General features: G+C 70.8%; 16 protein-coding genes. 9 read left to right on the forward strand and 7 right to left on the reverse strand.

Annotated features, from left to right (window positions below; all coding sequences use genetic code 11):
• Nucleotides 1-63: 63 nt before the first annotated feature.
• Both ASG53_RS09800 and ASG53_RS09805 read left to right on the forward strand, forming a co-directional pair.
• Complete coding sequence (locus tag ASG53_RS09800; RefSeq protein WP_056132157.1) at nucleotides 64-474, forward strand: universal stress protein; 411 nt, start codon at nucleotides 64-66, stop codon at nucleotides 472-474.
• A gap of 333 nt (nucleotides 475-807) precedes the next feature.
• Nucleotides 808-2,361: an RNA polymerase sigma factor gene (locus ASG53_RS09805; protein WP_056132160.1), complete on the forward strand. Its 1,554-nt coding sequence runs from the start codon at nucleotides 808-810 to the stop codon at nucleotides 2,359-2,361.
• Between the two features lie 115 nt (nucleotides 2,362-2,476).
• Here ASG53_RS09805 and ASG53_RS09810 read toward each other — a convergent pair whose 3' ends face one another.
• Both ASG53_RS09810 and ASG53_RS20325 read right to left on the reverse strand, forming a co-directional pair.
• On the reverse strand, nucleotides 2,477-2,923 hold the full coding sequence (locus ASG53_RS09810) for a hypothetical protein (protein ID WP_156382742.1): 447 nt from the start codon (nucleotides 2,921-2,923) through the stop codon (nucleotides 2,477-2,479).
• A gap of 151 nt (nucleotides 2,924-3,074) precedes the next feature.
• Nucleotides 3,075-3,272 carry a DUF7455 domain-containing protein gene (locus ASG53_RS20325; protein ID WP_056132166.1) on the reverse strand — a complete coding sequence of 66 codons (198 nt, stop codon included), beginning with the start codon at nucleotides 3,270-3,272 and terminating at the stop codon, nucleotides 3,075-3,077.
• Between the two features lie 168 nt (nucleotides 3,273-3,440).
• On the opposite strand from ASG53_RS20325, the gene ASG53_RS09820 reads away from it, so the two are divergent.
• The 7 genes from ASG53_RS09820 (at nucleotide 3,441) to ASG53_RS09850 (ending at nucleotide 12,348) form a co-directional block, all read left to right on the forward strand.
• Nucleotides 3,441-5,570: a DNA gyrase/topoisomerase IV subunit B gene (locus ASG53_RS09820; RefSeq protein WP_056132167.1), complete on the forward strand. Its 2,130-nt coding sequence runs from the start codon at nucleotides 3,441-3,443 to the stop codon at nucleotides 5,568-5,570.
• Between the two features lie 101 nt (nucleotides 5,571-5,671).
• The gene (locus ASG53_RS09825; RefSeq protein ID WP_056132170.1) at nucleotides 5,672-6,727 is read left to right on the forward strand and encodes a GNAT family N-acetyltransferase; all 1,056 of its coding nucleotides are present in this window, start codon (nucleotides 5,672-5,674) and stop codon (nucleotides 6,725-6,727) included.
• A gap of 119 nt (nucleotides 6,728-6,846) precedes the next feature.
• Nucleotides 6,847-7,917 (forward strand): prenyltransferase/squalene oxidase repeat-containing protein, encoded by a 1,071-nt coding sequence (locus ASG53_RS09830; RefSeq protein WP_056132172.1) that lies wholly within the window; start codon nucleotides 6,847-6,849, stop codon nucleotides 7,915-7,917.
• Between the two features lie 9 nt (nucleotides 7,918-7,926).
• Nucleotides 7,927-8,781: a hypothetical protein gene (locus ASG53_RS19990; RefSeq protein WP_056132175.1), complete on the forward strand. Its 855-nt coding sequence runs from the start codon at nucleotides 7,927-7,929 to the stop codon at nucleotides 8,779-8,781.
• 8 nt (nucleotides 8,782-8,789) lie between these two features.
• Nucleotides 8,790-9,884, forward strand: coding sequence for a CbiQ family ECF transporter T component (locus ASG53_RS09840; protein WP_056132178.1), 1,095 nt, complete (start codon nucleotides 8,790-8,792; stop codon nucleotides 9,882-9,884).
• A complete protein-coding gene (locus ASG53_RS09845; RefSeq protein WP_056132181.1) occupies nucleotides 9,881-11,497 on the forward strand; it encodes an ABC transporter ATP-binding protein in 1,617 nt (538 codons plus the stop codon). The genes ASG53_RS09840 and ASG53_RS09845 overlap by 4 nt, the downstream gene beginning before the upstream one ends.
• Entirely contained in the window at nucleotides 11,494-12,348 is an 855-nt protein-coding gene (locus ASG53_RS09850; protein ID WP_235533896.1) for an ECF transporter S component, read from the forward strand. The genes ASG53_RS09845 and ASG53_RS09850 overlap by 4 nt, the downstream gene beginning before the upstream one ends.
• 6 nt (nucleotides 12,349-12,354) lie before the next feature.
• Here ASG53_RS09850 and ASG53_RS09855 read toward each other — a convergent pair whose 3' ends face one another.
• From ASG53_RS09855 to ASG53_RS09875, 5 genes are all read right to left on the reverse strand, one after another.
• On the reverse strand, nucleotides 12,355-13,314 hold the full coding sequence (locus ASG53_RS09855) for an aminoglycoside phosphotransferase family protein (protein WP_156382743.1): 960 nt from the start codon (nucleotides 13,312-13,314) through the stop codon (nucleotides 12,355-12,357).
• Complete coding sequence (gene metH, locus ASG53_RS09860; RefSeq protein ID WP_056132185.1) at nucleotides 13,311-16,841, reverse strand: methionine synthase; 3,531 nt, start codon at nucleotides 16,839-16,841, stop codon at nucleotides 13,311-13,313. Before metH ends, ASG53_RS09855 begins: the two co-directional genes overlap by 4 nt.
• Nucleotides 16,842-16,984: 143 nt before the next feature.
• The gene (locus ASG53_RS09865) at nucleotides 16,985-17,851 is read right to left on the reverse strand and encodes an NAD-dependent epimerase/dehydratase family protein (RefSeq protein ID WP_056132188.1); all 867 of its coding nucleotides are present in this window, start codon (nucleotides 17,849-17,851) and stop codon (nucleotides 16,985-16,987) included.
• A 13-nt stretch (nucleotides 17,852-17,864) separates the two neighbouring features.
• Nucleotides 17,865-18,587 carry an LpqN/LpqT family lipoprotein gene (locus ASG53_RS09870; protein ID WP_056132192.1) on the reverse strand — a complete coding sequence of 241 codons (723 nt, stop codon included), beginning with the start codon at nucleotides 18,585-18,587 and terminating at the stop codon, nucleotides 17,865-17,867.
• A gap of 183 nt (nucleotides 18,588-18,770) precedes the next feature.
• Complete coding sequence (locus tag ASG53_RS09875; protein ID WP_056132196.1) at nucleotides 18,771-21,248, reverse strand: DNA gyrase/topoisomerase IV subunit A; 2,478 nt, start codon at nucleotides 21,246-21,248, stop codon at nucleotides 18,771-18,773.
• Nucleotides 21,249-21,310 lie beyond the last annotated feature (62 nt).

A 21,310-nucleotide genomic window follows, 5' to 3' on the forward strand; every position in this document is an offset into this window, starting at 1 on the left:
TAGTTTCAGGGTGGCCGCTGCCGACCAGGTTGCGGAGTGGATCTGTGTTCTTCGGAGGGCTGCATGAGCGTCGTCGTCGGTTATCTCGCCACTGTGGAGGGACGTCAGGGGCTCGAGGCCGCCGTCGTCGAGGCTGAGCGCAGAGGCACCGGGCTCGTGGTCGTCGTGACCGAGAAGGGTGGCACACCCGCTCCTGACGCCGTCGAGCAGCGTGACCTCGAGCTCGAGGTGCTGCGGCGCGACGCCCAGGGAGTCGGCGTCGAGGTCGAGATCCGCATCCTCGGCGAGAAGCGTGACGTCGCCGAAGACCTCATCTCCGTGGCTGAGGAGATCGACGCCGACGTGATCGTCATCGGTCTGCGTCGTCGCAGCCCTGTCGGCAAGCTGATCCTCGGCTCGAACGCCCAGCGGATCCTGCTCGGGAGCCCGTGTCCCGTGCTCGCGGTCAAGCCCGCCCGGACGCCCGGCTCCTGAGCCTGCGGCGGCGGCTCGGACGCGAGGCCGCGGCAGACCGGACCCGAGCGGCAGACCGGGAATCTTCCCGTCGTGCGGCTCGTTGACGTCTTCAGTGCGCGACGCCCGTCGTGCACCGTGCACGGTGTGCCCGGCGCTCGACCCGGACTGCCCGCACGTCGCCCCGGGAGCAGGTGCCTGAGGTGCTCGGAGGAGGGCTGAAAATCCCTTGCCCCGCACCGATCGGGCGGCCGACCGACTATAATGGTCGTTCTACGGCAGCGTCGATGCGTCCTCGTGGACCATCGCTCAAGCCAGCCGACTCTGACTCCCTGAGATGCCGAAAGGTCGTTTGTGGCGCCCATCTCTGCGAATCCCGCCCTCCCGCGTGAATTCGAGCACCCCGCTCTCCAAGAACTCCTCCGTCGTGGTGCGACCCACGGTCGTGTCGACGCGGAGTCCTTCCGCGATGCCTGCGAGCAGGCGCAGGTCGGTGACGCCAAGCGTCTCAAGACTGTCTTCCGTGCTCTCGTGACCGCCGGGGTCGACGTCGACCTCCCGACCTCGACGGTGGCCGCAGCGTCGACGACCCGCGCCACGAGCACCACCGCTCGCGCCGTCAAGAAGGCCGCACCCAAGAAGGCCGCAGCGATCACGACCCGCACGGTCGGCCAGCCCGCACCCGAGCCTGTCGTCACCGGCAGCGGCACCGCCGCTCCGGCTGACGGCTCTGCCGCCACGGCTGACGACGCCGCACCTGTCACCACGACCAAGCGTGCACCGCGCAAGACCGCCGCCAAGGCCGCGCCCGTCAAGCGCGGTCGCCGCAAGGCCGACGACGTCGACGAGGCCGACCAGGTCGAGGTCGAGGGCGACGACACGGACGAGACGACCACCGCGACGAAGAAGCCCGAAGAGGCCGACGAGTCGCGCGGCTTCGTCTTCTCCGACTCCGACGACGACGACCAGCCGGCCCAGCAGGTCGTCACCGCCGGTGCGACGGCCGACCCTGTCAAGGACTACCTCAAGCAGATCGGCAAGGTCGCCCTGCTGAACGCCGAGCAGGAGGTCGACCTCGCCAAGCGCATCGAGGCGGGCCTGTTCGCCGAAGAGCGCCTGAGCGCGCCGGACGCCAAGTTCGAGCCCAAGGCCCGCCGCGAGCTCGAGTGGATCGCGGGTGACGGGCGTCGCGCCAAGAACCACCTGCTCGAGGCGAACCTCCGCCTCGTGGTGTCGCTGGCGAAGCGCTACACCGGCCGCGGGATGCTGTTCCTCGACCTGATCCAGGAGGGCAACCTCGGGCTCATCCGTGCGGTCGAGAAGTTCGACTACACCAAGGGCTACAAGTTCTCGACCTACGCCACGTGGTGGATCCGTCAGGCGATCACCCGTGCGATGGCCGACCAGGCCCGCACCATCCGCATCCCTGTGCACATGGTCGAGGTCATCAACAAGCTCGCCCGGGTCCAGCGCCAGATGCTCCAGGACCTCGGCCGCGAGCCGACCCCGGAAGAGCTCGCCAAAGAGCTCGACATGACGCCCGAGAAGGTCGTCGAGGTGCAGAAGTACGGGCGTGAGCCCATCTCGCTGCACACCCCGCTCGGTGAAGACGGCGACAGCGAGTTCGGTGACCTCATCGAAGACTCCGAGGCCGTCGTCCCTGCCGACGCTGTGAGCTTCACGCTGCTCCAGGAGCAGCTGCACCAGGTCCTCGACACGCTCTCCGAGCGTGAGGCTGGCGTCGTGTCGATGCGGTTCGGGCTGACAGACGGCCAGCCGAAGACCCTCGACGAGATCGGCAAGGTCTACGGGGTCACGCGCGAGCGGATCCGCCAGATCGAGTCCAAGACGATGTCGAAGCTGCGTCACCCCAGCCGTTCGCAGGTGCTGCGCGACTATCTCGACTGACTGTCGTCAGTCGCGCACGCGAGAGAGCCCGGTCACGTCGATGACGTGACCGGGCTCTCTCGCGTGACGGTGGTGCTGTGCGTCGGGACGCGACCGTGCGGCCCCAGGGCCGTTCTCAGCCCGCGGCCTGCTCGCAGACCGTGGTCTCGAGGGAGCCGTAGATGTTGCCCGACCACAGGGTCGAGAACGTGTCGGCAGTCTCGAAGCTGTCGAAGTACAGGACGACGGCGCGGCTCGTCGGGTCGTCCTCGACCCCGAGCATCTTGGCACCGCCCTCCACGCAGCTCACGTCGATCGGCGCGACGTCGTAGCCCAGCTCAGCGAGTCCCGTGATCGTCGGGGCGAAGGCCTCGTCGCCCTCGGCAGCGGGGGCGTAGTCCATGAAGAGGACCGTGAGGGGCTCGCCGGGCACGGGGACCTGCTGCTCCGGAGGTTCCGCCGGGGCCGTCGTCGTCGGCGCCGCTGGGGTGGTGGGGGACGGGGTCTCTGCGCTGTCGGAGCATGCCGCGAGGGAGGTCGCGAGGAGCACGGCCACGAGCAGGCCGGGGGTTCGGAATTTCATCCTCCGACCCTCTCATGCGGGGTGAGGAGCGGTTGACACGCGCGGCCGCGAATGCCCGTGGTCTCGGTCACCTGCGGACGCACGACGCGCCGGCCGTGCACCGCGGTGGCAGTGTCACGACCGGCGCGTCGTCGGTCAGGCGTGGGAGCAGTCAGCCGCGCGCGGCGGACCCGGCTCCGTGCTCGGCAAGCAGACGGTCCGTCTCGTCCTGGACGTGGGTCGCGACCGAGGAGAAGGCTTCGGAGTGGGCACGCGCGTGGTGGGCGCAGAAGAAGAGCTCGCCGGAGGGGAGCTGCACTCGTACGTAGGCCTGAGCGCCGCAGCGATCGCAGCGGTCGGCCACTGTCATGGCTTCGGTCGATGAGGTAGTCACATCAGTATGTAACCATCCCCGCGCCAGATCATTCCCCTCAGGACGACTCGGTTCGCTCCGCGCGTATTCGCGGCAGCGTGCCCGTCGTCGCGCCTGCGGCCGGTCGCGGGCCCCGTGTCGGTGGCACCGATTAGGCTCAGGGTCGTGACGACCGCATCCGCTGAATCCAGCTACACCTCTCGGCACCTCTCTGTCCTCGAAGGGCTCGAGGCCGTCCGCAAGCGACCGGGCATGTACATCGGCTCGACAGACTCGCGCGGTCTCATGCACTGCCTGTGGGAGATCATCGATAACTCTGTCGACGAGGCGCTCGCCGGCCACTGCACGCGGATCGGCATCATCCTCCACGCTGACACCTCCGTGACCGTCACCGACGACGGCCGTGGCATCCCCGTCGACATCGAGTCGAAGACCGGTCTGAGCGGTGTCGAGGTCGTGTTCACCAAGCTGCACGCCGGCGGGAAGTTCGGCGGTGGCTCGTACACGGCATCGGGCGGTCTGCACGGTGTCGGCGCGTCGGTCGTCAACGCGCTCTCGGCCCGCCTCGACGTCGAGGTGGACAGGTCGAGCAAGGTGCACAGGATGACCTTCCGGCGCGGAGAGCCCGGCCAGTTCGAGGACCCGAAGAGCGGCCCGAGCCCCGACTCGCCCTTCACGCCCTTCGTCAGCACCTCTGAGCTCGCGGTCGTCGGCAAGGCCAAGCGGGGGACGACCGGAACCCGGGTGCGCTACTGGGCCGACCGCCAGGTGTTCCCCAAGACGGCCGTGTTCGCCTACGACGAGCTGGTCACCCGAGTGCGCCAGACCACGTTCCTCGTCCCCGGGCTGACGATCACCGTCCGGGACGAGCGCGGCCTCGAGGGGACGCCGGGTGCTGACGGCCCGCACGAGGAGACCTTCGTGCACCACGGCGGGACAGTCGATTTCGTCGAGTTCCTCGCGCCGGACACCCCGGTGACCGCCACGTGGCACCTCACCGGCTCCGGCAGCTTCAAGGAGACCGTCCCGGTCCTCGACGACCGGGGGCACATGGTCGCCCAGGAGGTCTCGCGCGACTGCGAGGTCGACCTGGCCCTGCGCTGGGGCACGGGTTACGAGACCGAGGTGCGCAGCTTCGTCAACATCATCTCGACGCCCAAGGGCGGGTCGCACCTGTCGGGCTTCGAGGCCGGTCTGCTCAAGGTCATGCGCAAGGCCGTCGAGACGAACGCCCGACGCCTCAAGGTCTCGACGAAGGACTCGGCAGAGCGCATCGAGAAGGACGACGTCCTGGCGGGTCTGACCGCGGTGCTGACGGTCCGTCTCGCCGAGCCCCAGTTCGAGGGACAGACGAAGGAGATCCTCGGGACCGCACCCGTCCGGGCCATCGTCGCGCGGGTCGTCGAGCAGCAGATCGGTGCGATGCTCACCTCTGCCAAACGTGACGAGAAGACCCAGGCGTCCCTGCTGATGGACAAGGTCGTCGCCGAGATGCGCGCGCGCCTGTCTGCCCGCAAGCAGAAAGAGATCTCGAGGCGCAAGAACGCTCTCGAGACGAGCTCGCTGCCCACCAAGCTCGCGGACTGCCGCAGCGACGACGTCGCCCGCTCCGAGCTGTTCATCGTCGAGGGTGACAGCGCGCTCGGCACCGCCAAGCTCGCCAGGTCCTCGGACTTCCAGGCGCTGCTGCCCATCCGCGGCAAGATCCTCAACGTGCAGAAGGCCTCGGTGAGCGACATGCTGCGCAACGCCGAGTGCGCGGCGATCATCCAGGTCCTCGGTGCAGGCTCGGGACGCTCCTTCGATCTCCAGGCCGCCCGGTACGGCAAGGTGGTCCTCATGACCGACGCCGACGTCGACGGCGCGCACATCCGCACGCTCCTGCTCACCCTGTTCTTCAGGTACATGCGACCCCTCGTCGACTCCGGTCGGGTGTACGCGGCTGTGCCGCCGCTGCACAGGGTCGAGGTCATCGGGGCAGGCTCTCGCAAGAACGAGTACATCTACACGTACTCCGAGGCCGAGCTCGCAGCTGTCCTCAAGAAGCTCGACCGCTCGGGCAAGCGGTACAAGGAAGACATCCAGCGGTACAAGGGCCTGGGTGAGATGGACGCCGACCAGCTGGCCGAGACGACGATGGACCCGCGCCACCGCACGCTCCGGCGTGTCACCGCCGCCCACGCCGAGAACGCCGAGCGAGTCTTTGAGCTCCTCATGGGGTCTGACGTCGCTCCGCGCAAGGACTTCATCGTCGCCGGGGCGAGCGAGCTCGACAGGGCACGCATCGACGCCTGACGGTGGTCGGACCGGGGTGAAGCACCCCGAAACGACCCCCAACGCGCCGACGATCCGCTGATATCCGTGCCCTCTCGGCCCGGTGTCCCTACGCTGACCTCATGACAGACGAGAAGCCTGGCGGTCCGACCGCTGCGAGGCGCGCGAGCGTCGCGATGCTGCCCGGCGATCTCGGGCTCACCTGGCGTCCGCTCAGCACCGCTGACGTCGACGCCCTCTACGAGCTCATCGTCACGATGGAGGTCGCGGACGAGCAGCCCTACAGGACGTCCCATGCTGAGGTCGAGGAGATCTTCGAGGGCGACTGGAAGGACATCCCGGCAGACACCGTCGCCGGGTTCGACGCCGACGGCGTGCTCCGCGCCTACGCGTGCCTCGAGGCGCGTCCCGGTGACGAGACGACCCAGCGGGTCTTCGTCATGGGCGGGGTGCACCCGCTCTCGCGCGGCGCCGGGGTCGGCCGGGCGCTCGTCGCCTGGATGACCCGGCGTGCCAAAGACATCCTCGAGGCGTCCGACAAGGACGTCCCCGGCCGCATCGCGGCGTACCTCGAAGACACCTCGCCCTCCCACTGGCACCTCTACGAGGCGGCGGGCTACCAGGCGAACCGCTTCTACTCCAACCTCCGGCGTGACCTCCGCGAGCCCGTGCGCCACCCCGAGCTCGACGGCGGCCTGCGGATCGTGCCCTGGAGCGAAGAGCTCGACGACGCCGTGAGGCTCGCCCACAACGACGCCTTCCGCGACCACTGGGGGAGCGAGCCCGCGACCCCGGAGTCGTGGGCTCAGGGACGGTCCATGTTCGCACCGGGCTGGAGCTTCGTCGCGCTCGACGACAGCGCCGGGACCCCTGACGTCGCGGCGTACCTGCTGTCGGGTCGCTACGAGCAGGACTGGCCTGTCGCGGGGTACTCGAGCGGGTACATCGAGACGCTGGGCGTGCGCAGGCAGTACCGCGGTCGCAAGCTCGCCGTGGCACTGCTCGGTGCCGCGATGGAGGCCTACAAGGCGTCGGGCATGGAGTACGCGGAGCTCGACGTCGACACCGACAACCCCTCGGGTGCCTTCGGGCTGTACTCGACTCTCGGCTTCACCAAGGCCCAGGGGTCCAGGATGTACTCGATCGAGATCGAACGCGTAGGCGTGCCGCTCGCCTGACGGGCAGCCCCGGACCGGACGGCTGAGCCCACCTAGACTGCACGCGACCGGTCAGCAGGCACGGTCGGGTCCGCGGAGAGCGCGTGGCCCTCGCCCCGCACCACCCGAAGAGGACCTCAGTGAACCGTCGACCCCATCTGCTGCTCGCCACCTCCGCGACGCTCGCGCTCGGCCTGCTCGCCGGCTGCTCGTCGGACGACACTCCTGCTGCCCCGTCGGCGTCAGGCTCCGCCTCGTCGACGAGCGACACGACGAGCGCACCGGCGACGACCGGACCCGCGCAGGGTCCGGGCGACAGCGAGGTGCAGGCCGCCGCGGCTGCCACGTGGCTGCAGGCGCAGGCGGCGGCCGGCACGGTGTTCCAGACCGAGTTCGACGGCGTCGCCTACGACGACTACGGACTGACCGCTGACGTGGTGCTCGCGCTCCTCGCGGCGGACCAGGACGACGCGGCCCAGACCTACGCCGAGGCGCTCACCACCGACGAGGCCGTCACGGCCTACGTCGGTGACGGGACCACCGCGCAGTACGCAGGTGCGACCGGCAAGCTGCTCGCGATCACCGAGGCGGCCGACCTGCCGACCACGAGCATCGGCGGGCGGGACCTCACGGCGGAGCTCCTCGCCCTGCAGACCGACGAGGGCCGGTTCTCCGACCTCGGGGCCGACGACTACTCGCACACGATCTCGCAGTCGTGGGCCGTCGCCGCCCTCGCCACCCAGGACGCCGCACCCCAGCAGGCCGTCGACTACCTCGCCGCGCAGCAGTGCGAGGGCGCCGGGTTCCCGGCGCAGCTGTCCAGCTCGGCCCCGGCCGACTGTGTCTCGGACGTGGACTCCACAGCCTTCGCCGTCTCAGCGCTCGTCGTGGCCGGGACCGACGACGACGCACCCGTCATCATGCAGGCTCTCGCGTGGCTCGACTCGGTCGGTGCTGCAGATGATGCCGGGACCTCGTGGGCCTCTGCCGACAGCGACGGTCCGAGCGTCAACAGCACCGCGGTCGCGGTCTCTGCCTTCGAGGACGGCGACGCCGACGCGAGCCAGGGCATCGCGTGGCTCGTGGCCCAGCAGGTGACCGACGGTGAGGACGCCGGAGCGTTCCTCCTCGCCGACGAGCCTGACGTGCGCACCACAGCCCAGGCGACGGTCGCCCTCGCGGGCGAAGGTCTCGACGACCTGCTCGGCTAGCACAGAGCCGTGAAGAGCCTGGTCCTCGCCGCCGTCCTCGGTCCGGCCCTCGTGGTCGGTGCCGGGGCTGGGGCGACGCCGGGCACCGGAGCCGCGCACGCGGTGCTGACCGGTGGTGCTGCGGCGCGTCCTGCCGTGGTGGCCGGTCTCTCGGGTGGCGTCGGAGTCCGTCCTCCGGGGCCGGGTGCGTCGTCGGGCCTGACGGCGTGCGACGGGGTGACGGTGGTGGTCGACGGGGGTGCCCTCGACACAGCCGCGCTCGGGCCGGTGAGCGGGCTCGGCTGTGCTGCGGCCGACGGGCCCGTGACGGCCTACGACGCCGTGGCAGCGGCGGGAGTCGAGCTCCAGGGGACCGAGCAGTGGGGAGCAGCTTTTGTGTGCAGGGTCGACGGACGCCCAGCGCTCGACGAAGACGTCCTGAGGGCCGACGGCAGCGTCGGGACCGAACCGTGCCTGCGTACACCGTCCCAGGGGGCCTACTGGGCGCTGTGGACCTCGACCGACGCATCGACGTGGACCTATGCGACGCGCGGGGTGACCTCGACGGAGGTCGCGTCGGGTGACGTCGTAGGTCTGGTCTTCGTGACGTCCGACGAGGCCATGCCTCCGCAGGTCAGCCCTGCGGGTGCGATCGAGGGTGTCGGCCTGCAGGGGTGGGGCGCTCTCGGGACCGGAGGGGCCTCGACCGGTCCGGTTGCCGAGGGGCAGGTCCTCGATGCTCCGGGGTCCACCCGCGACCTCGTCTCACCCAGCGCATCGCCGTCTGTCGATGCCTCGCCCGGGGTCGTGGCGCTGGTGGGGCTCGGGTTGGCCGGCGGACTGCTCTGCCTCGCCGCAGCCCGAGCGCGGGGTCGACGACAGTGAGGCACCGAGTGCCGGTCCACCCCGCCGCGTGGTGGGTGTGGGGTCTGGGTGTCGCTGCCGCAGCGACGACGACCACGCACCTGGTCGTGCTGGTGATCTTCGTCGCCGCGGTCCTCGCGGTCGTCGCGTCGTGCGCCGACCCTGCCCGTCGCGGGTCGGTCTTCCGCACCTATCTCTGGGTCGCAGGCTGGACCGTCGCGGTCCGGCTGGTCTTCCGTGTCGTGCTGCCGGCGGGCGCGGGGACCGGGGTGCTGAGGCTGCCCGAGGTCTCGGTCGGTCCCGTCGTGCTCTTCGGCACGGTGACCCGCGAGGCGTTGCTCGGTGGCCTGACCGGAGGCCTCCAGCTCGCCGTCGTGATCCTGGCGGTCGGAGCCGCCCACACCCTCGCCGACGCGCTCGGTTTGCTGCGGCACGCCCCGTCCGCCCTCGCCGGGATCACCACGGCGCTGGTCGTCGCGGTCTCGGTGCTGCCGACCCTGGGACGCTCGGTCCTCGACGTGCGGCAGGCCGCACGCCTGCGCGGGAAGCGTCCCGGGCTGCGCCGGACCGTCGTCCCGGTCCTGGAAGGGACCATGGACAGGTCGTCCGCGCTGGCCGCAGCCATGGAGTCCCGCGGCTACGGGGCGATGCCCGTGCCGCCTCCTGCATCGTCCTCGACCGCGTCGGTGCTCCGTCGCACCTCGGTGCGTCCATCGGTGCGTCGGCTCGTGCAGCCAATCTCGCTGCTCGGAGCCGTGGGTGTCGTCGCCCTCGCGACCTACGCGCTCTTCGACGCGTCCTGGCCCAGGTGGGCTGCCCCTGCTCTGACCTGCCTGGCGGTCCTGCTCTGCGTGGTCGCGCTGCGCACCGGCACGACAGCGCGCCGGACGGTCTACAGAGCCGAGCGCTGGACGGTCCGGGCTGCGCTGGTCGCCGCGTCGGGGGTGGTTGCTCTGGGGCTGCTCGTCGTCGCAGTCGGCCCGCGTGTCGCGCATCCCGGTCCTGTCCTCCTGCCGGCGCTCTCGGCGGTCGGCCTCGCCGCCGCCCTCCTCACGGCGCTGCCTGTCCTTGTCGCGCCCCCGACGGCGGCGGTCCGTCCTCGGAGAGAGGAAGTCCTCGCATGATCGTCTTCGACGACGTCAGCCTGGTCCACGACGACGGCCGGGTCGTCCTCGACCACGTCTCGACCACGATCGAGCAGGGTCAGCTCACGCTCGTCACAGGTGGCACCGGCTCCGGCAAGTCGACGCTGCTGGCCATGGTCGACGGTCTGGTCCCGCACTTCTCGCCCGGCGTCATGACGGGAGAGGTGACGGTCGACGGCCGCTCGACGCGGCTCGTGCGGCCCCGGGACCTGGCCGACCTCGTCGGCTACGTCGACCAGAATCCTGCGCACGGCTTCGTGACCTCCGAGGTCGAGTCTGAGCTCGCCTTCTCCATGGAGCAGCGCGGGGTGTCCCCGGCAGCCATGCGCCGCCGTGTCGAGGAGACGCTCGACCTCGTCGGGCTCGCCGACCTGCGGGACCGCCCGCTGCGCTCGCTCTCCTTCGGCCAGCAGCAGCGCGTGGCGATCGGTGCGGTGCTGACGGCGGCACCGCAGGTGCTGGTCCTCGACGAACCGACCTCGGCCCTCGATCCCGTCGGCGCCGAAGAGGTGCTCGCGATCGTCCGTCGGCTCGTGGAGGATCTCGGCCTCACGGTGGTCCTGGCCGAGCACAGGCTCGAGCGTGTCCTGCACGCGGCTGACGGGGTCCTCTACCTGCCGGGGGACGGATCGGTGCGCTCGGGCGGCGCTGCTGAGCTGCTGCGGGGCACGTCGAGCGCACCACCGCTGCTGCGACTGGCCGACGCGCTCGGCTGGGACCCCGCTCCGCTGACGGTGCGCGCGGCGCGTCCCTTTGCCCGGCTCGTCGCCCGGGACGACGGGGCCGCGCGAGAGCCCGCTGCTCCTCTGGAAGGCCCGCGGGAAGCAGCGCACGATGACCCGCGGCTTGTCGCCCGGTCTGTCAGCGTCCGCTACGGGGACCTCGAGGCCGTGCGATCTGTCTCGACCGAGCTGTCCTCGGGGGAGGTCGTCGCCCTCATGGGCCGTAACGGCTCGGGCAAGTCGTCGCTGCTGTGGGCGCTCCAGGGGAGCGGGCGCCGCGACGGCGGCCACGTCCAGGTCGACGGGAGCGACCCGGCCGACGTCGGTCCGCGCAGAGCCCGTGACCTGGTGGCCCTCGTCCCGCAGGACGTGACCGTCCTGTTCTTCTGCGAGACCGTCGACGACGAGTGCCGTGCGGCGGACCACGACGCGGCTGTGCCCGACGGCACGACGCGCGCGCTCCTCGCGTCGATGGTCGGCGGGGTCGACGGCAGCACCCACCCCCGTGACCTGTCCGAGGGGCAGCGGCTCGCGCTCGCCCTCGCGGTGGTCCTCGCCGTGCCCGCACGGGTGCTCCTGCTCGACGAGCCGACCCGAGGCCTCGACTACGCGGCGAAGGCGACTCTGGTCGACACCCTGCGCACGATCGCGCGCGAGGGGACCGCGGTCGTGGTCGCGACCCACGACGTCGAGCTCGCTGCTGACCTCGCCGATCGTGTGGTCCTCATGGCGCAGGGCGAGATCGTCGCCGACGGACCGGCCCGCGAGATGCTCACGGCCTCGACGGGCTTCGCGCCCCAGGTGGCCAAGGTCTTCGCGCCCAGCCCCTGGTTCCGCGTGTCCGACGTCCTCGGGAGCACGGCGCTGTGACGCGAGGCAGAGACCGGGCTGCTGAGGCTCGGCTGCCCGTCGCAGACCCGCTCGTCGGGTACCGGGGGACCGCGGCCCGGTCGGCGTCGACAGTGCTGCTCGTCCTCACGAGCCTGCTCGGGCTGGTGATGTTCTGCTGGCCTCTCGTCGCGAGCGTGCTCCCACGGGCCTCCGGCCAGAGCGCACCGTGGCTGCTCGTCGTCCTGCTCCCGGTCGTGCTCGTCCTGCTGCTCGTCCAGCTCACCGGCGGTGAGCTGGACCCACGGACGCTGGCGCTCCTCGGTGTGCTGTCGGCGGTCAACGCGGCGCTGCGGCTGCTGAGCGCGGGGACCGGGGGCATCGAGCTCGTGTTCTTCCTCCTCGTCCTCGCGGGGTACGTCTTCGGCCCGACCTTCGGGTTCTTGCTCGGCACGGTGTCGCTCGCGGCCTCGGCACTGATCACCGCGGGAGTCGGTCCGTGGCTGCCGTTCCAGATGATGGCAGCCGGCTGGATCGGGCTCGGAGCAGGTCTGCTGGGACGCGTGCTGGCCCGGCGGGTCCGTCCCCGCGGATGGGTCGAGATCGGCGCGCTCGCCGTGTACGCCGCTTTCGTCGCCTACGTCTTCGGCGCGCTGATGAACCTGTGGTTCTGGCCCTTCGCGCTCGGTGGCGGCACGCGGGTCTCCTACGTGCCTGGTGGGGAGCTCATCGAGAACCTGCGACGCTTCGCGGTCTTCACGCTGACGACCTCGACCCCCACGTGGGACACCCTGCGGGCCGTGACGAACGTCGTCGCGGTCCTGCTGCTGGGACGTCCCGTCCTCGGGACGCTGCGCCGTGCCCAGCGCCGCGGGGTGCTGGCCGGGCGGTGACGCGCCTCAGCCGGTGCTCCAGCCGCGACGGTCCGACAACCACTTCCAGGTGGCGTCCCGGTACCAGGCCTGGTGGCTGCGCAGGTACGGAGACGTCTCGACGTGCTCCTGCGCGGCGGCCCAGCTGAAGTAGCCCAGCAGCAGGGCGAGCACACCGTCGACGAGATCCGGGTCGAGGTCCCGGGTGGACGGGTCACCTGCGAGCACGCTGTCGCAGTCGATCCCGTCGCCGTACGCCTGGACGAGCAGAGACACCGTGTCGAACCAGGCTGGTCCGGCGGCCACGAAGTTCCAGTCGACGGTGACAGCACCCTGCTCGGTCAGGAGGACGTTGTCGTCGCGGATGTCGGTGTGGACCACCGTGGTCGGCGGGGAGGCGAGCATCCGCTCGGCGAGGTCGACGCAGGTGTCACGCCACGGGAGGTCGAGATCGCGGACCATGACGAGCTCGGCGGCCAGCTCGTCGGCGAGCAGCGGCACGTGCAGACCGTGGGGAGGGGGCGTGAGCGCCCGGGCGTTCTCGGCGAGCATCGCCACGACGGTCGCGAGCTCCTCGGCGCGCCACGGACGGCGGGGGTGGTGCCCCTCGACGTCGTCCATGACGGCGACGAACCACGGTCCTTCCTCGCAGGTCCACCGGGCTCGCGGGGCGTGAACTCCTGCAGGCAGCGCCGCCGTCACCTCGCACTCGCGCCTGTACGCCTCGACGATCCAAGGAGCCATCTCGGTCGAGGCCGCCTTGACGAAGACGCGCCGGCCGTCTGCGAGGAGCAGCCGTGACGCGAGACCAGGGGTGAAGCCCGAGTCTTGCGACCGGGCCTCGACCACGGCCGACCCGAGCCGCCACTCGACGATGTGCCGGACCTGGGCTGGGAGCGACTCCCAGGCCGGACGCAGCGCTGTGGCTCCCTGCGGGACGGAGCCGCCCGGGGCGGGCCGTCCTGCTGACCCGCCGACCACGCTCACACCGAGAAGTACTTCGCGGCAGGGTGGTGGAACACGATCGCGTCGGTCGACTGCTCGGGGTGCAGCTGGAGCTCGTCGGAGAGCACGACACCCACGCGCTCGGCGCGCAGCAGCTCCATGACCTTGCGGCGGTCTTCCATGTCGGGGCAGGCCGGGTAGCCGAGGGAGAACCTCGCGCCGCGGTAGTCGACCTTGAACATGCCGTCGAGGTCTGCCGGGTCCTCGGCGGCGAAGCCGAGCTCCTCGCGGACGCGGGAGTGCCAGAACTCGGCGAGGGACTCGGTGAGCTGGACGGAGAGGCCGTGCAGCTCCATGTACTCGCGGTACCTGTTCTCGGCGAAGAGCCGGGCTGTGTGCGGGTCCACGGAGGCGCCGACGGTCACGAGCTGGAAGGCGACCACGTCGATCTCGCCCGAGTCCTTCGGCCGGACGAAGTCCGCCAGGCAGAGGTGCCTGTCGCGGCGCTGCCGCGGGAAGGTGAAGCGCATGCGCTCGGTGCCGGGCTCGCCGCCCGAGCCGCCGTCGGGGCCCTCGTGGTGCAGGATCACCATGTCGTCACCCTCGGCGACCGCGGGGAAGTACCCGTAGACGACCGAGGGGTCGAACATGTTGTCGGTCTTGATGCGGTCGAGCCAGTCGCGCAGGCGCGGGCGCCCCTCGGTCTCGACCAGCTCTTCGTAGCTCGCGGAGTCGTCGGCACGAGACGGCTTGAGACCCCACTGACCCATGAAGGTCGCGCGCTCGTCCAGGAACGCCGCGTAGTCGGCGAGCTGGATCCCCTTGACGATCCGCGACCCCCAGAACGGCGGTGTCGGGACAGGGTTGTCGGAGTCGATGTCGGACCGCGGCGGGAGGTCCTCGTCGGCCGTCTGGGTGACCGTCACGGTAGCGTGGCGGCGCTTCTTGAGCGGCGGGAGACCGACCGAGGCGACGTCCTCGCCGCGGGCGACCCGCACGAGGGGCTCCATGAGGCGCAGGCCCTCGAAGGCGTCGCGGGCGTACCGGACCTGGCCGTCGTACACGGCGTCGAGGTCGTCCTCGACGTAGGTGCGGGTCAGTGCGGCACCGCCGAGCAGCACCGGGTACTTCTGCGCGAGGCCTCGTGCGTTGAGCTCTTCGAGGTTCTCCCGCATGACGACGGTCGACTTCACCAGCAACCCGCTCATGCCGATGACGTCGGCGTGGTGCTCCTCGGCCGCCTCGATCATCGCGGCGATGGTCTGCTTGATCCCGATGTTGACGACCGTGTAGCCGTTGTTGGTGAGGATGATGTCGACGAGGTTCTTGCCGATGTCGTGCACGTCCCCGCGGACGGTCGCGAGCACGATGGTGCCCTTGCCGGCCTCGTCGGTCTTCTCCATGTGCGGCTCGAGGTAGGCCACGGCGGTCTTCATGGCCTCGGCGGACTGCAGCACGAAGGGCAGCTGCATCTCGCCCTTGCCGAAGAGCTCTCCGACGACCTTCATCCCGGCGAGCAGGTGGTCGTTGATGATCGCCAGGGCCGTCATGCCCTCGCCGAGCGCCTGGTCGAGGTCGGTGTCGAGACCTTTGAGGTCGCCGTCGAGGATGCGACGCTCGAGCCGCTCGCCGAGGGGGAGCGCCGCGAGCTCGGCGGCGCGCTGGTCCTTGAGGGCTGCGGTGTCGACCCCGGCGAAGAGGTCGAGCAGGCGTGCGAGCGGGTCGAAGGTCATCGCGCCGTCGGCGTCGTACTCGCGGCGGTCCCAGACGAGGTCGAGGGCGGCCTGGCGCTGCTCGTCGGGGATCTTCGCGAGGGGGAGGATCTTCGCGGCGTGCACGATCGCCGAGTCGAGCCCGGCCTGGACGGCCTCGTGCAGGAACACCGAGTTGAGCACGACACGTGCGGCCGGGTTGAGCCCGAAGGAGACGTTCGAGACGCCGAGCGTCGTGTGCACCCCGGGGTACTTCGCCTTGAGCGCGCGGATCGCCTCGATGGTCTCGATGGCGTCGCGGCGGGTCTCCTCCTGTCCCGTGGCGATCGGGAAGGTGAGGGTGTCGACGATGATGTCGGCGACGTCCATGCCCCAGCGGCCGGTGAGGTCGTCGACCAGGCGGCTCGCGATCGCGAGCTTGGTCTCGGCTGTGCGCGCCTGGCCCTCTTCGTCGATGGTGAGCGCGATGACCGCCGCGCCGTGCTCCTTGACCAGCGGCATGATGCGCCCGTAGCGCGACGTCTCGCCGTCGCCGTCCTCGAAGTTCACCGAGTTGACGACCCCGCGCCCGCCGACGAGCTCGAGACCGGCCTGGATGACGGGTGGCTCGGTCGAGTCGATGACCAGGGGCAGCGTCGACGCCGACGCGAGGCGGGACACGACAGACCGCACGTCGGCGACGCCGTCGCGCCCCACGTAGTCCACGCAGACGTCGAGCAGGTGCGCGCCGTCGCGGGTCTGCGCCCGGGCGATCTGCACGCACTCGTCCCAGTCCTCGGCGAGCATCGCCTCACGGAAGGCCTTCGAGCCGTTCGCGTTGGTGCGCTCGCCGATCGCCAAGAACGACGCGTCCTGGTCGAAGTCCACGTGCGTGTAGAGGCTCGCGACGCCCTTCTCGGGCTCGGGGGAGCGCTCGACCACGGGCACCCCGCCGACGGCCTCGACCACGGCGCGCAGGTGCTCGGGCGTCGTCCCGCAGCAGCCGCCCACGAGCCCGAGACCGAACTCCCGGACGAACTGCTGGTGCGCTGCTGCGAGCTCGGCCGGGCTCAGCGGGTAGTGCGCACCGTTCGCACCGAGCACGGGCAGCCCCGCGTTGGGCATGCAGGTGACGGGGACGGCCGAGTGCTTGGCGAGGTGGCGCAGGTGCTCGCTCATCTCGGCCGGGCCGGTCGCGCAGTTCAGGCCGATCGAGTCGATACCGAGCGCCGCGAGCGTCGTGAGGGCGGCGCCGATCTCGGAGCCCATGAGCATGGTGCCCGTCGCCTCGACGGTCACCTGGACGAAGATCGGCACCTCGACACCCGACTCCGCCATGGCCTTCTTCGAGCCGTTGACGGCCGCCTTGGTCTGGAGGAGGTCCTGGCTGGTCTCGACGAGGATCGCGTCGGCGCCGCCGGAGACCAGACCGGCAGCCTGCTGGGCGAAGGTGTCGCGCAGGTGCGCGTAGCTCGTGTGCCCGAGGCTCGGCAGCTTGGTGCCCGGTCCCATCGAGCCGAGGACCCAGCGGGGCTTGTCGGGCGTGGCGTGCTTGTCAGCGCTGCGGCGCGCGACCCGCGCGCCCGCCTCGGCGAGCTCGAAGATGCGGTCGTCGATGCCGTAGTCCCCGAGGTTCGACCAGTTGGCCCCGAAGGTGTTGGTCTCGACGCAGTCGACACCGACGGCGAAGTACGCGTCGTGGACCGACTCGACCACGTCGGGGCGGGTGACGTTGAGGATCTCGTTGCAGCCCTCGAGCCCCTGGAAGTCGTCGAGGGAGAGGTCGGCCGCCTGGAGCATCGTGCCCATCGCCCCGTCGGCGACGACGACGCGCGAGGCGATGGCGGACTTCAGGGCAGCAGCGCGCGCGGTGAGCATGGGGTCAGTCTAGGGACGACGGCCGACAGACCGGCGGGCGACCGCCAGGTGGTCGCCCGCCGCGCGTCGGCCCGTGGCGGTGGCGCTCGCAGGGTGCCGCCCACCCGGGGCGGCGTCCCCGCGAGCCGCGGGCCAGGGGCTGCTCAGACCTGGTCGCGCCACGAGTGCTGCGGGTCGAAGCCGAGCACCCGTCGCGCCTTGTCGATCGACAGCAGAGTCTCGTGCGTGCCGAGCCCGTCACGCAGCGGGACGCCGGGGAACTCGGCCGCGGCCAGCTCGGTGCTGCTGCGGCTCATCACGGTGTCGGCGTTGGCGATGACGAACACCTCGAAGCCAGGGTGCCCGTGCTCGAGCGACCGACGGATGGCCTGCGCGCCGTCACGGGCGTCGATGTACCCCCACGCGTTCCAGCGGCGCAGCGACGGGTCGGCGTCGAAGCCCGGGAACGCCGCGTAGTCGTGGGGTTCCATGACGTTGGAGAACCGCAGCGCGTGGATCATCAGCGACGGGTCCTGCCGGCACATCTGCGCGGCCGTGTGCTCACCGAGCAGCTTGGACAGCGAGTACGAGGACTCCGGCCGGCCCGGGTACTCCTCGTCGACCGGCAGGTACGGGGGAGGGGTCTCGAAGGGCAGACCGAGGACGGTCTCGCTCGAGGCCCACACGACCGTGCGGATCCCGGCCGTCCGTGCCGCGGAGAACACGTTGTACGTCGAGACGGTGTTGGTCTCGAAGATCACGTGGTCCGGGAACCCGCCCGGTGCGGGGATCGCGGCCAGGTGCACGACGGCGTCGACGCCCCGGTACCTGTCGTCCACGCCCGTGAGCACGGCGAGGGTCTGCCCGAGGTCGGTGAGGTCGGCGCGCACGTAGGCGCAGCCCTGGTCTGCGGGCGGAGGTGCCACGTCGACGTTGACCACCTCGTAGCCGTGCTCGAGGAGGTCCGCGACGCACGCGCGCCCGAGCTTTCCGCTGCCGCCGGTGACGACGACCCGTCGTGCCTGGTCCATGGGTGCCGTCCCGTCAGCTGATCGTGGCCGACGACAGCACGCCGCTGAGCACGTCGCGCCCGGCCGAGTCGTCCGCGTGGGTGGTCAGCGCGAGGGCCAGGGCGACCGTCGAGCCGTCGTCGCCCTCGACGATCACGAGGGTCGAGCTCTGCGCGAGCTGTTCACCCGAGGGCCCCTCGCGCAGCCCGGAGACAGTGTGCGACGGGTAACCGCCGACAGTGCCCGTGCTGCCGTCGGGCTCGGTCGAGTCGAGGCTCAGCGCGGCCGCCGTGTGGTCGGCGAAGATGTCGTCCTCGGACGCCCCGGACGGGACGTCCTCGACGGTCACGACGACGTTCGGGCTGAAGGCCTCGTACACCTCGGGGGAGACCGCCACGAAGATGATGAAGGGTGAGCTGTCCATCGCGTCGGAGGGCTGCCACCCCGTGGGGATCTCGAGGGTGAGGTCCTTGTCGGACCCGTCGACGTCGATCACCTGGGTGCCGTCGACCGACCCGTCGCCCGAGTCGTCGGCGTCGTCAGTGCTGTCCTCGGTCGCCTCGTCGGTCGCGTCCTCGGTCGAGTCGTCGTCCGCGTCCTCCGTCGGCTCGTCGGTGCTCTCGTCGGTGGCGTCGTCTGTCGCCTCGGCGGAGACGGGCGAGGCGACCTTCTCGTCACCGTCGCTCGAGCAGCCGCTGAGCACCATCCCTGTCGCGAGGAGCGCTGCGGACGAACGGACGAGGAGGGAGGTGCGCATGAGGGTGCTCCAGGGGGGTGGGGGGCCGCGACGTGCATCACGCGGTCGGTGAATTCTCGCTGCCCATCGTCGTCCCCGCACGGCGAGACCGTCGATGGGGAGAACTTCCACCCGGTCGGCTGGGCCGTCCACCCCTGTGGCCGTCCAGCCGGCCGCCGCACCGGCCGCCGCACCGGCGCCGCGTCAGCCCACGGCGTGGACCGGCGCGTCGAGCATCGTGCCCGAGCCGTCGCGCCGCGGGTCGGCGGGCGGCAGGTCGAGGGGCTGCCCGGCGGCCCCTGTCGCGTGCGGCGGTGCCGTGCCCACCCACGCGAGCAGCAGCGTGTCTTCGCCCTTGAGGAACCTGTGCGCCCGCACCCCGCCCGTCGCGCGACCCTTGCCCGGGTACACCTCGAAGGCCGTCGTCTTGACGCTCCCCGTCTGGGTCCCCGGCAGGGCGTCCGACGCACCGGCGATCGTCACCACCGCGCACTGCTCGGCCTGGCCCGCGGGGACAGCACCGAAGAACACCGCACGCTGGTCGCCGGTGAGCTTGATGCCGGCCATGCCGCCGGCCGTCCGGCCCTGGGGGCGCACGGCGCTCGCGGAGAAGTGCAGCAGGCTCGCCTCGGAGCTGATGAAGACGAGCTCGTCGTCGTCGGAGACCGGCACGGCGCCGACCACGGTGTCACCGGGCTTGAGGGAGACGACCTCCCAGCTGTCCTTGCTCGGCACGTCGCCCTGGGCGACCCGCTTGACGGTGCCACCGGCGGTCCCGAGGGCGAGGGTCGGTGCGTCCTCGGAAAGGGAGACGAGGGTGACGAGCTGCTCACCCGGCTCGAGCGTGCAGACCTCGGCGACGGGCACCCCGCCCGACAGGCTCGGTGCGCCCTGGGTGGGCGGCAGCGACGGGAGGTCGAGGACCGAGACCCGCACGACCCGTCCGGCCGAGGTCAGCGCACCGACCTCGCTGCGCACCGACGACAGCAGCGACGTGCTCAGCACGTCGTGGGCGTGCCGGTGGTCGTCGCGGACGGGGACGGTGTCGTCGGAGGTCCGGGCGAGGAGACCCGTCGAGGACAGCAGCACCCAGCACGGGGTGTCCTCGATCTCGAGCGACACCTGGCTGCCACGTGGCCCCGGGAGCCCTGGAGCGCCCGTCACGCCACCACCTGCCGAGTCGAGCAAGATCGTCCGTCGCGGCGTCCCGTAGACCTTCGCGACCTCGGCCATCTCCTCGCTCACCACGCGGCGCAGCAGCGCGTCATCCCCGAGGATCGCACGCAGCTGCTCGATCTCCTCGACGAGGGCCGACTGCTCCTTCTCGAGCTCGATCCGCGAGAACTTGGTGAGGCGTCGCAGCCGCAGCTCGAGGATGTACTCGGACTGCGCCTCGGACAGGTCGAAGACCTCGCGCAGGCGTCCGCGCGCCGTGTCGGCGTCGTCCGAGCTGCGGATCACCTGGATGACCTCGTCGATGTCGACGATCGCGAGCAGCAGGCCTTCGACCAGGTGCAGCCTGTCGAGGCGCTTGGTCAGCCGGAACTGCGAGCGGCGGCGTACCACGTCGATGCGGTGGTCGACCCAGACGGACAGCATCTCGCGCAGGCCGAGCGTGCGCGGCTGACCGTCGACGAGCGCCACGTTGTTCATGCCGAAGGAGTCCTCCATCGGCGTGTACCTGTACAGCTGCTCGAGGACGGCCTCGGGGTTGAATCCCGTCTTGATCTCGATGACCAGGCGCAGCCCGTGCGACCTGTCGGTGAGGTCGGTGACGGCCGTGATCCCCGAGAGCTTCTTGGCCTGGACGCCTTCCTTGATCTTCTCGACGACCTTCTCGGGACCCACGAGGTAGGGCAGCTCGGTGACCACGAGCCCCTTGCGCTTGGGCGTGACGTTCTCGACCCGGACCGTGGCACGCGTCTTGAAGGACCCGCGACCCGTCCTGTACGCGTCGCGGATGCCCTCGAGGCCGACGATCTTTCCACCCGTGGGCAGGTCGGGTCCGGGCACGAAGCGCATGAGGTCTTCGAGGGAGGCCTTCGGGTTCGCGACGAGGAACCGCGCCGCCGCGATCACCTCGATGAGGTTGTGCGGGGCCAGGTTGGTCGCCATGCCGACGGCGATGCCCGACGCACCGTTGACGAGCAGGTTCGGGATCGCGGCCGGCAGGACCTCGGGCTGGACCAGCTTGTTGTCGTAGTTCGGCACGAAGTCCACGACGTCCTCGTCGAGACCCGTGGTCATCACCAGCGCGGCCGGTGCGAGGCGCGCCTCGGTGTACCGAGGGGCAGCAGGGCCGTCGTCGAGAGATCCGAAGTTCCCGTGACCGTCGACCATCGGCAGCCGCAGCGAGAAAGGCTGCGCCATGCGCACCAGGGCGTCGTAGATCGCCGTGTCGCCGTGCGGGTGCAGCTTCCCCATGACCTCGCCCACGACGCGCGCGGACTTCACGTGCCCACGGTCGGGTCGCAGACCCATGTCGGACATCTGGAAGAGGATGCGGCGCTGGACGGGCTTGAGCCCGTCGCGGGCGTCGGGCAGGGCGCGCGCGTAGATGACGGAGTAGGCGTACTCGAGGAACGAGCCCTCCATCTCCTGGGCGACGTCGATGTCGACGATGTTCTCGGTGAAGTCACCGGGTTCTGTCGTCGAGCCGGACCGCGTCGAGGTGCGTGCCATCTGTCTCTGGGCTCCTGGGTGGTGCGGGGGTGCTGTGGGGTGCGCGGGGGAGGCGCGGAGGG

Origin of the sequence: Sanguibacter sp. Leaf3 (assembly GCF_001425965.1) — a bacterium.
Lineage (GTDB): Bacteria > Actinomycetota > Actinomycetes > Actinomycetales > Cellulomonadaceae > Sanguibacter > Sanguibacter inulinus.

Bases quoted from the DNA above. Each gene is read 5' to 3' on its own strand.
- ASG53_RS09800 (WP_056132157.1), top strand. From the start codon at position 64: ATGAGCGTCGTCGTCGGTTATCTCGCCACTGTGGAGGGACGTCAGGGG.
- metH (WP_056132185.1), bottom strand. From the start codon at position 16,841: ATGCTCACCGCGCGCGCTGCTGCCCTGAAGTCCGCCATCGCCTCGCGC.
- ASG53_RS09870 (WP_056132192.1), bottom strand. From the start codon at position 18,587: ATGCGCACCTCCCTCCTCGTCCGTTCGTCCGCAGCGCTCCTCGCGACA.
- ASG53_RS20325 (WP_056132166.1), bottom strand. From the start codon at position 3,272: ATGACAGTGGCCGACCGCTGCGATCGCTGCGGCGCTCAGGCCTACGTA.
- ASG53_RS09825 (WP_056132170.1), top strand. From the start codon at position 5,672: ATGACAGACGAGAAGCCTGGCGGTCCGACCGCTGCGAGGCGCGCGAGC.
- ASG53_RS09810 (WP_156382742.1), bottom strand. From the start codon at position 2,923: ATGAAATTCCGAACCCCCGGCCTGCTCGTGGCCGTGCTCCTCGCGACC.
- ASG53_RS09845 (WP_056132181.1), top strand. From the start codon at position 9,881: ATGATCGTCTTCGACGACGTCAGCCTGGTCCACGACGACGGCCGGGTC.
- ASG53_RS09865 (WP_056132188.1), bottom strand. From the start codon at position 17,851: ATGGACCAGGCACGACGGGTCGTCGTCACCGGCGGCAGCGGAAAGCTC.
- ASG53_RS09875 (WP_056132196.1), bottom strand. From the start codon at position 21,248: ATGGCACGCACCTCGACGCGGTCCGGCTCGACGACAGAACCCGGTGAC.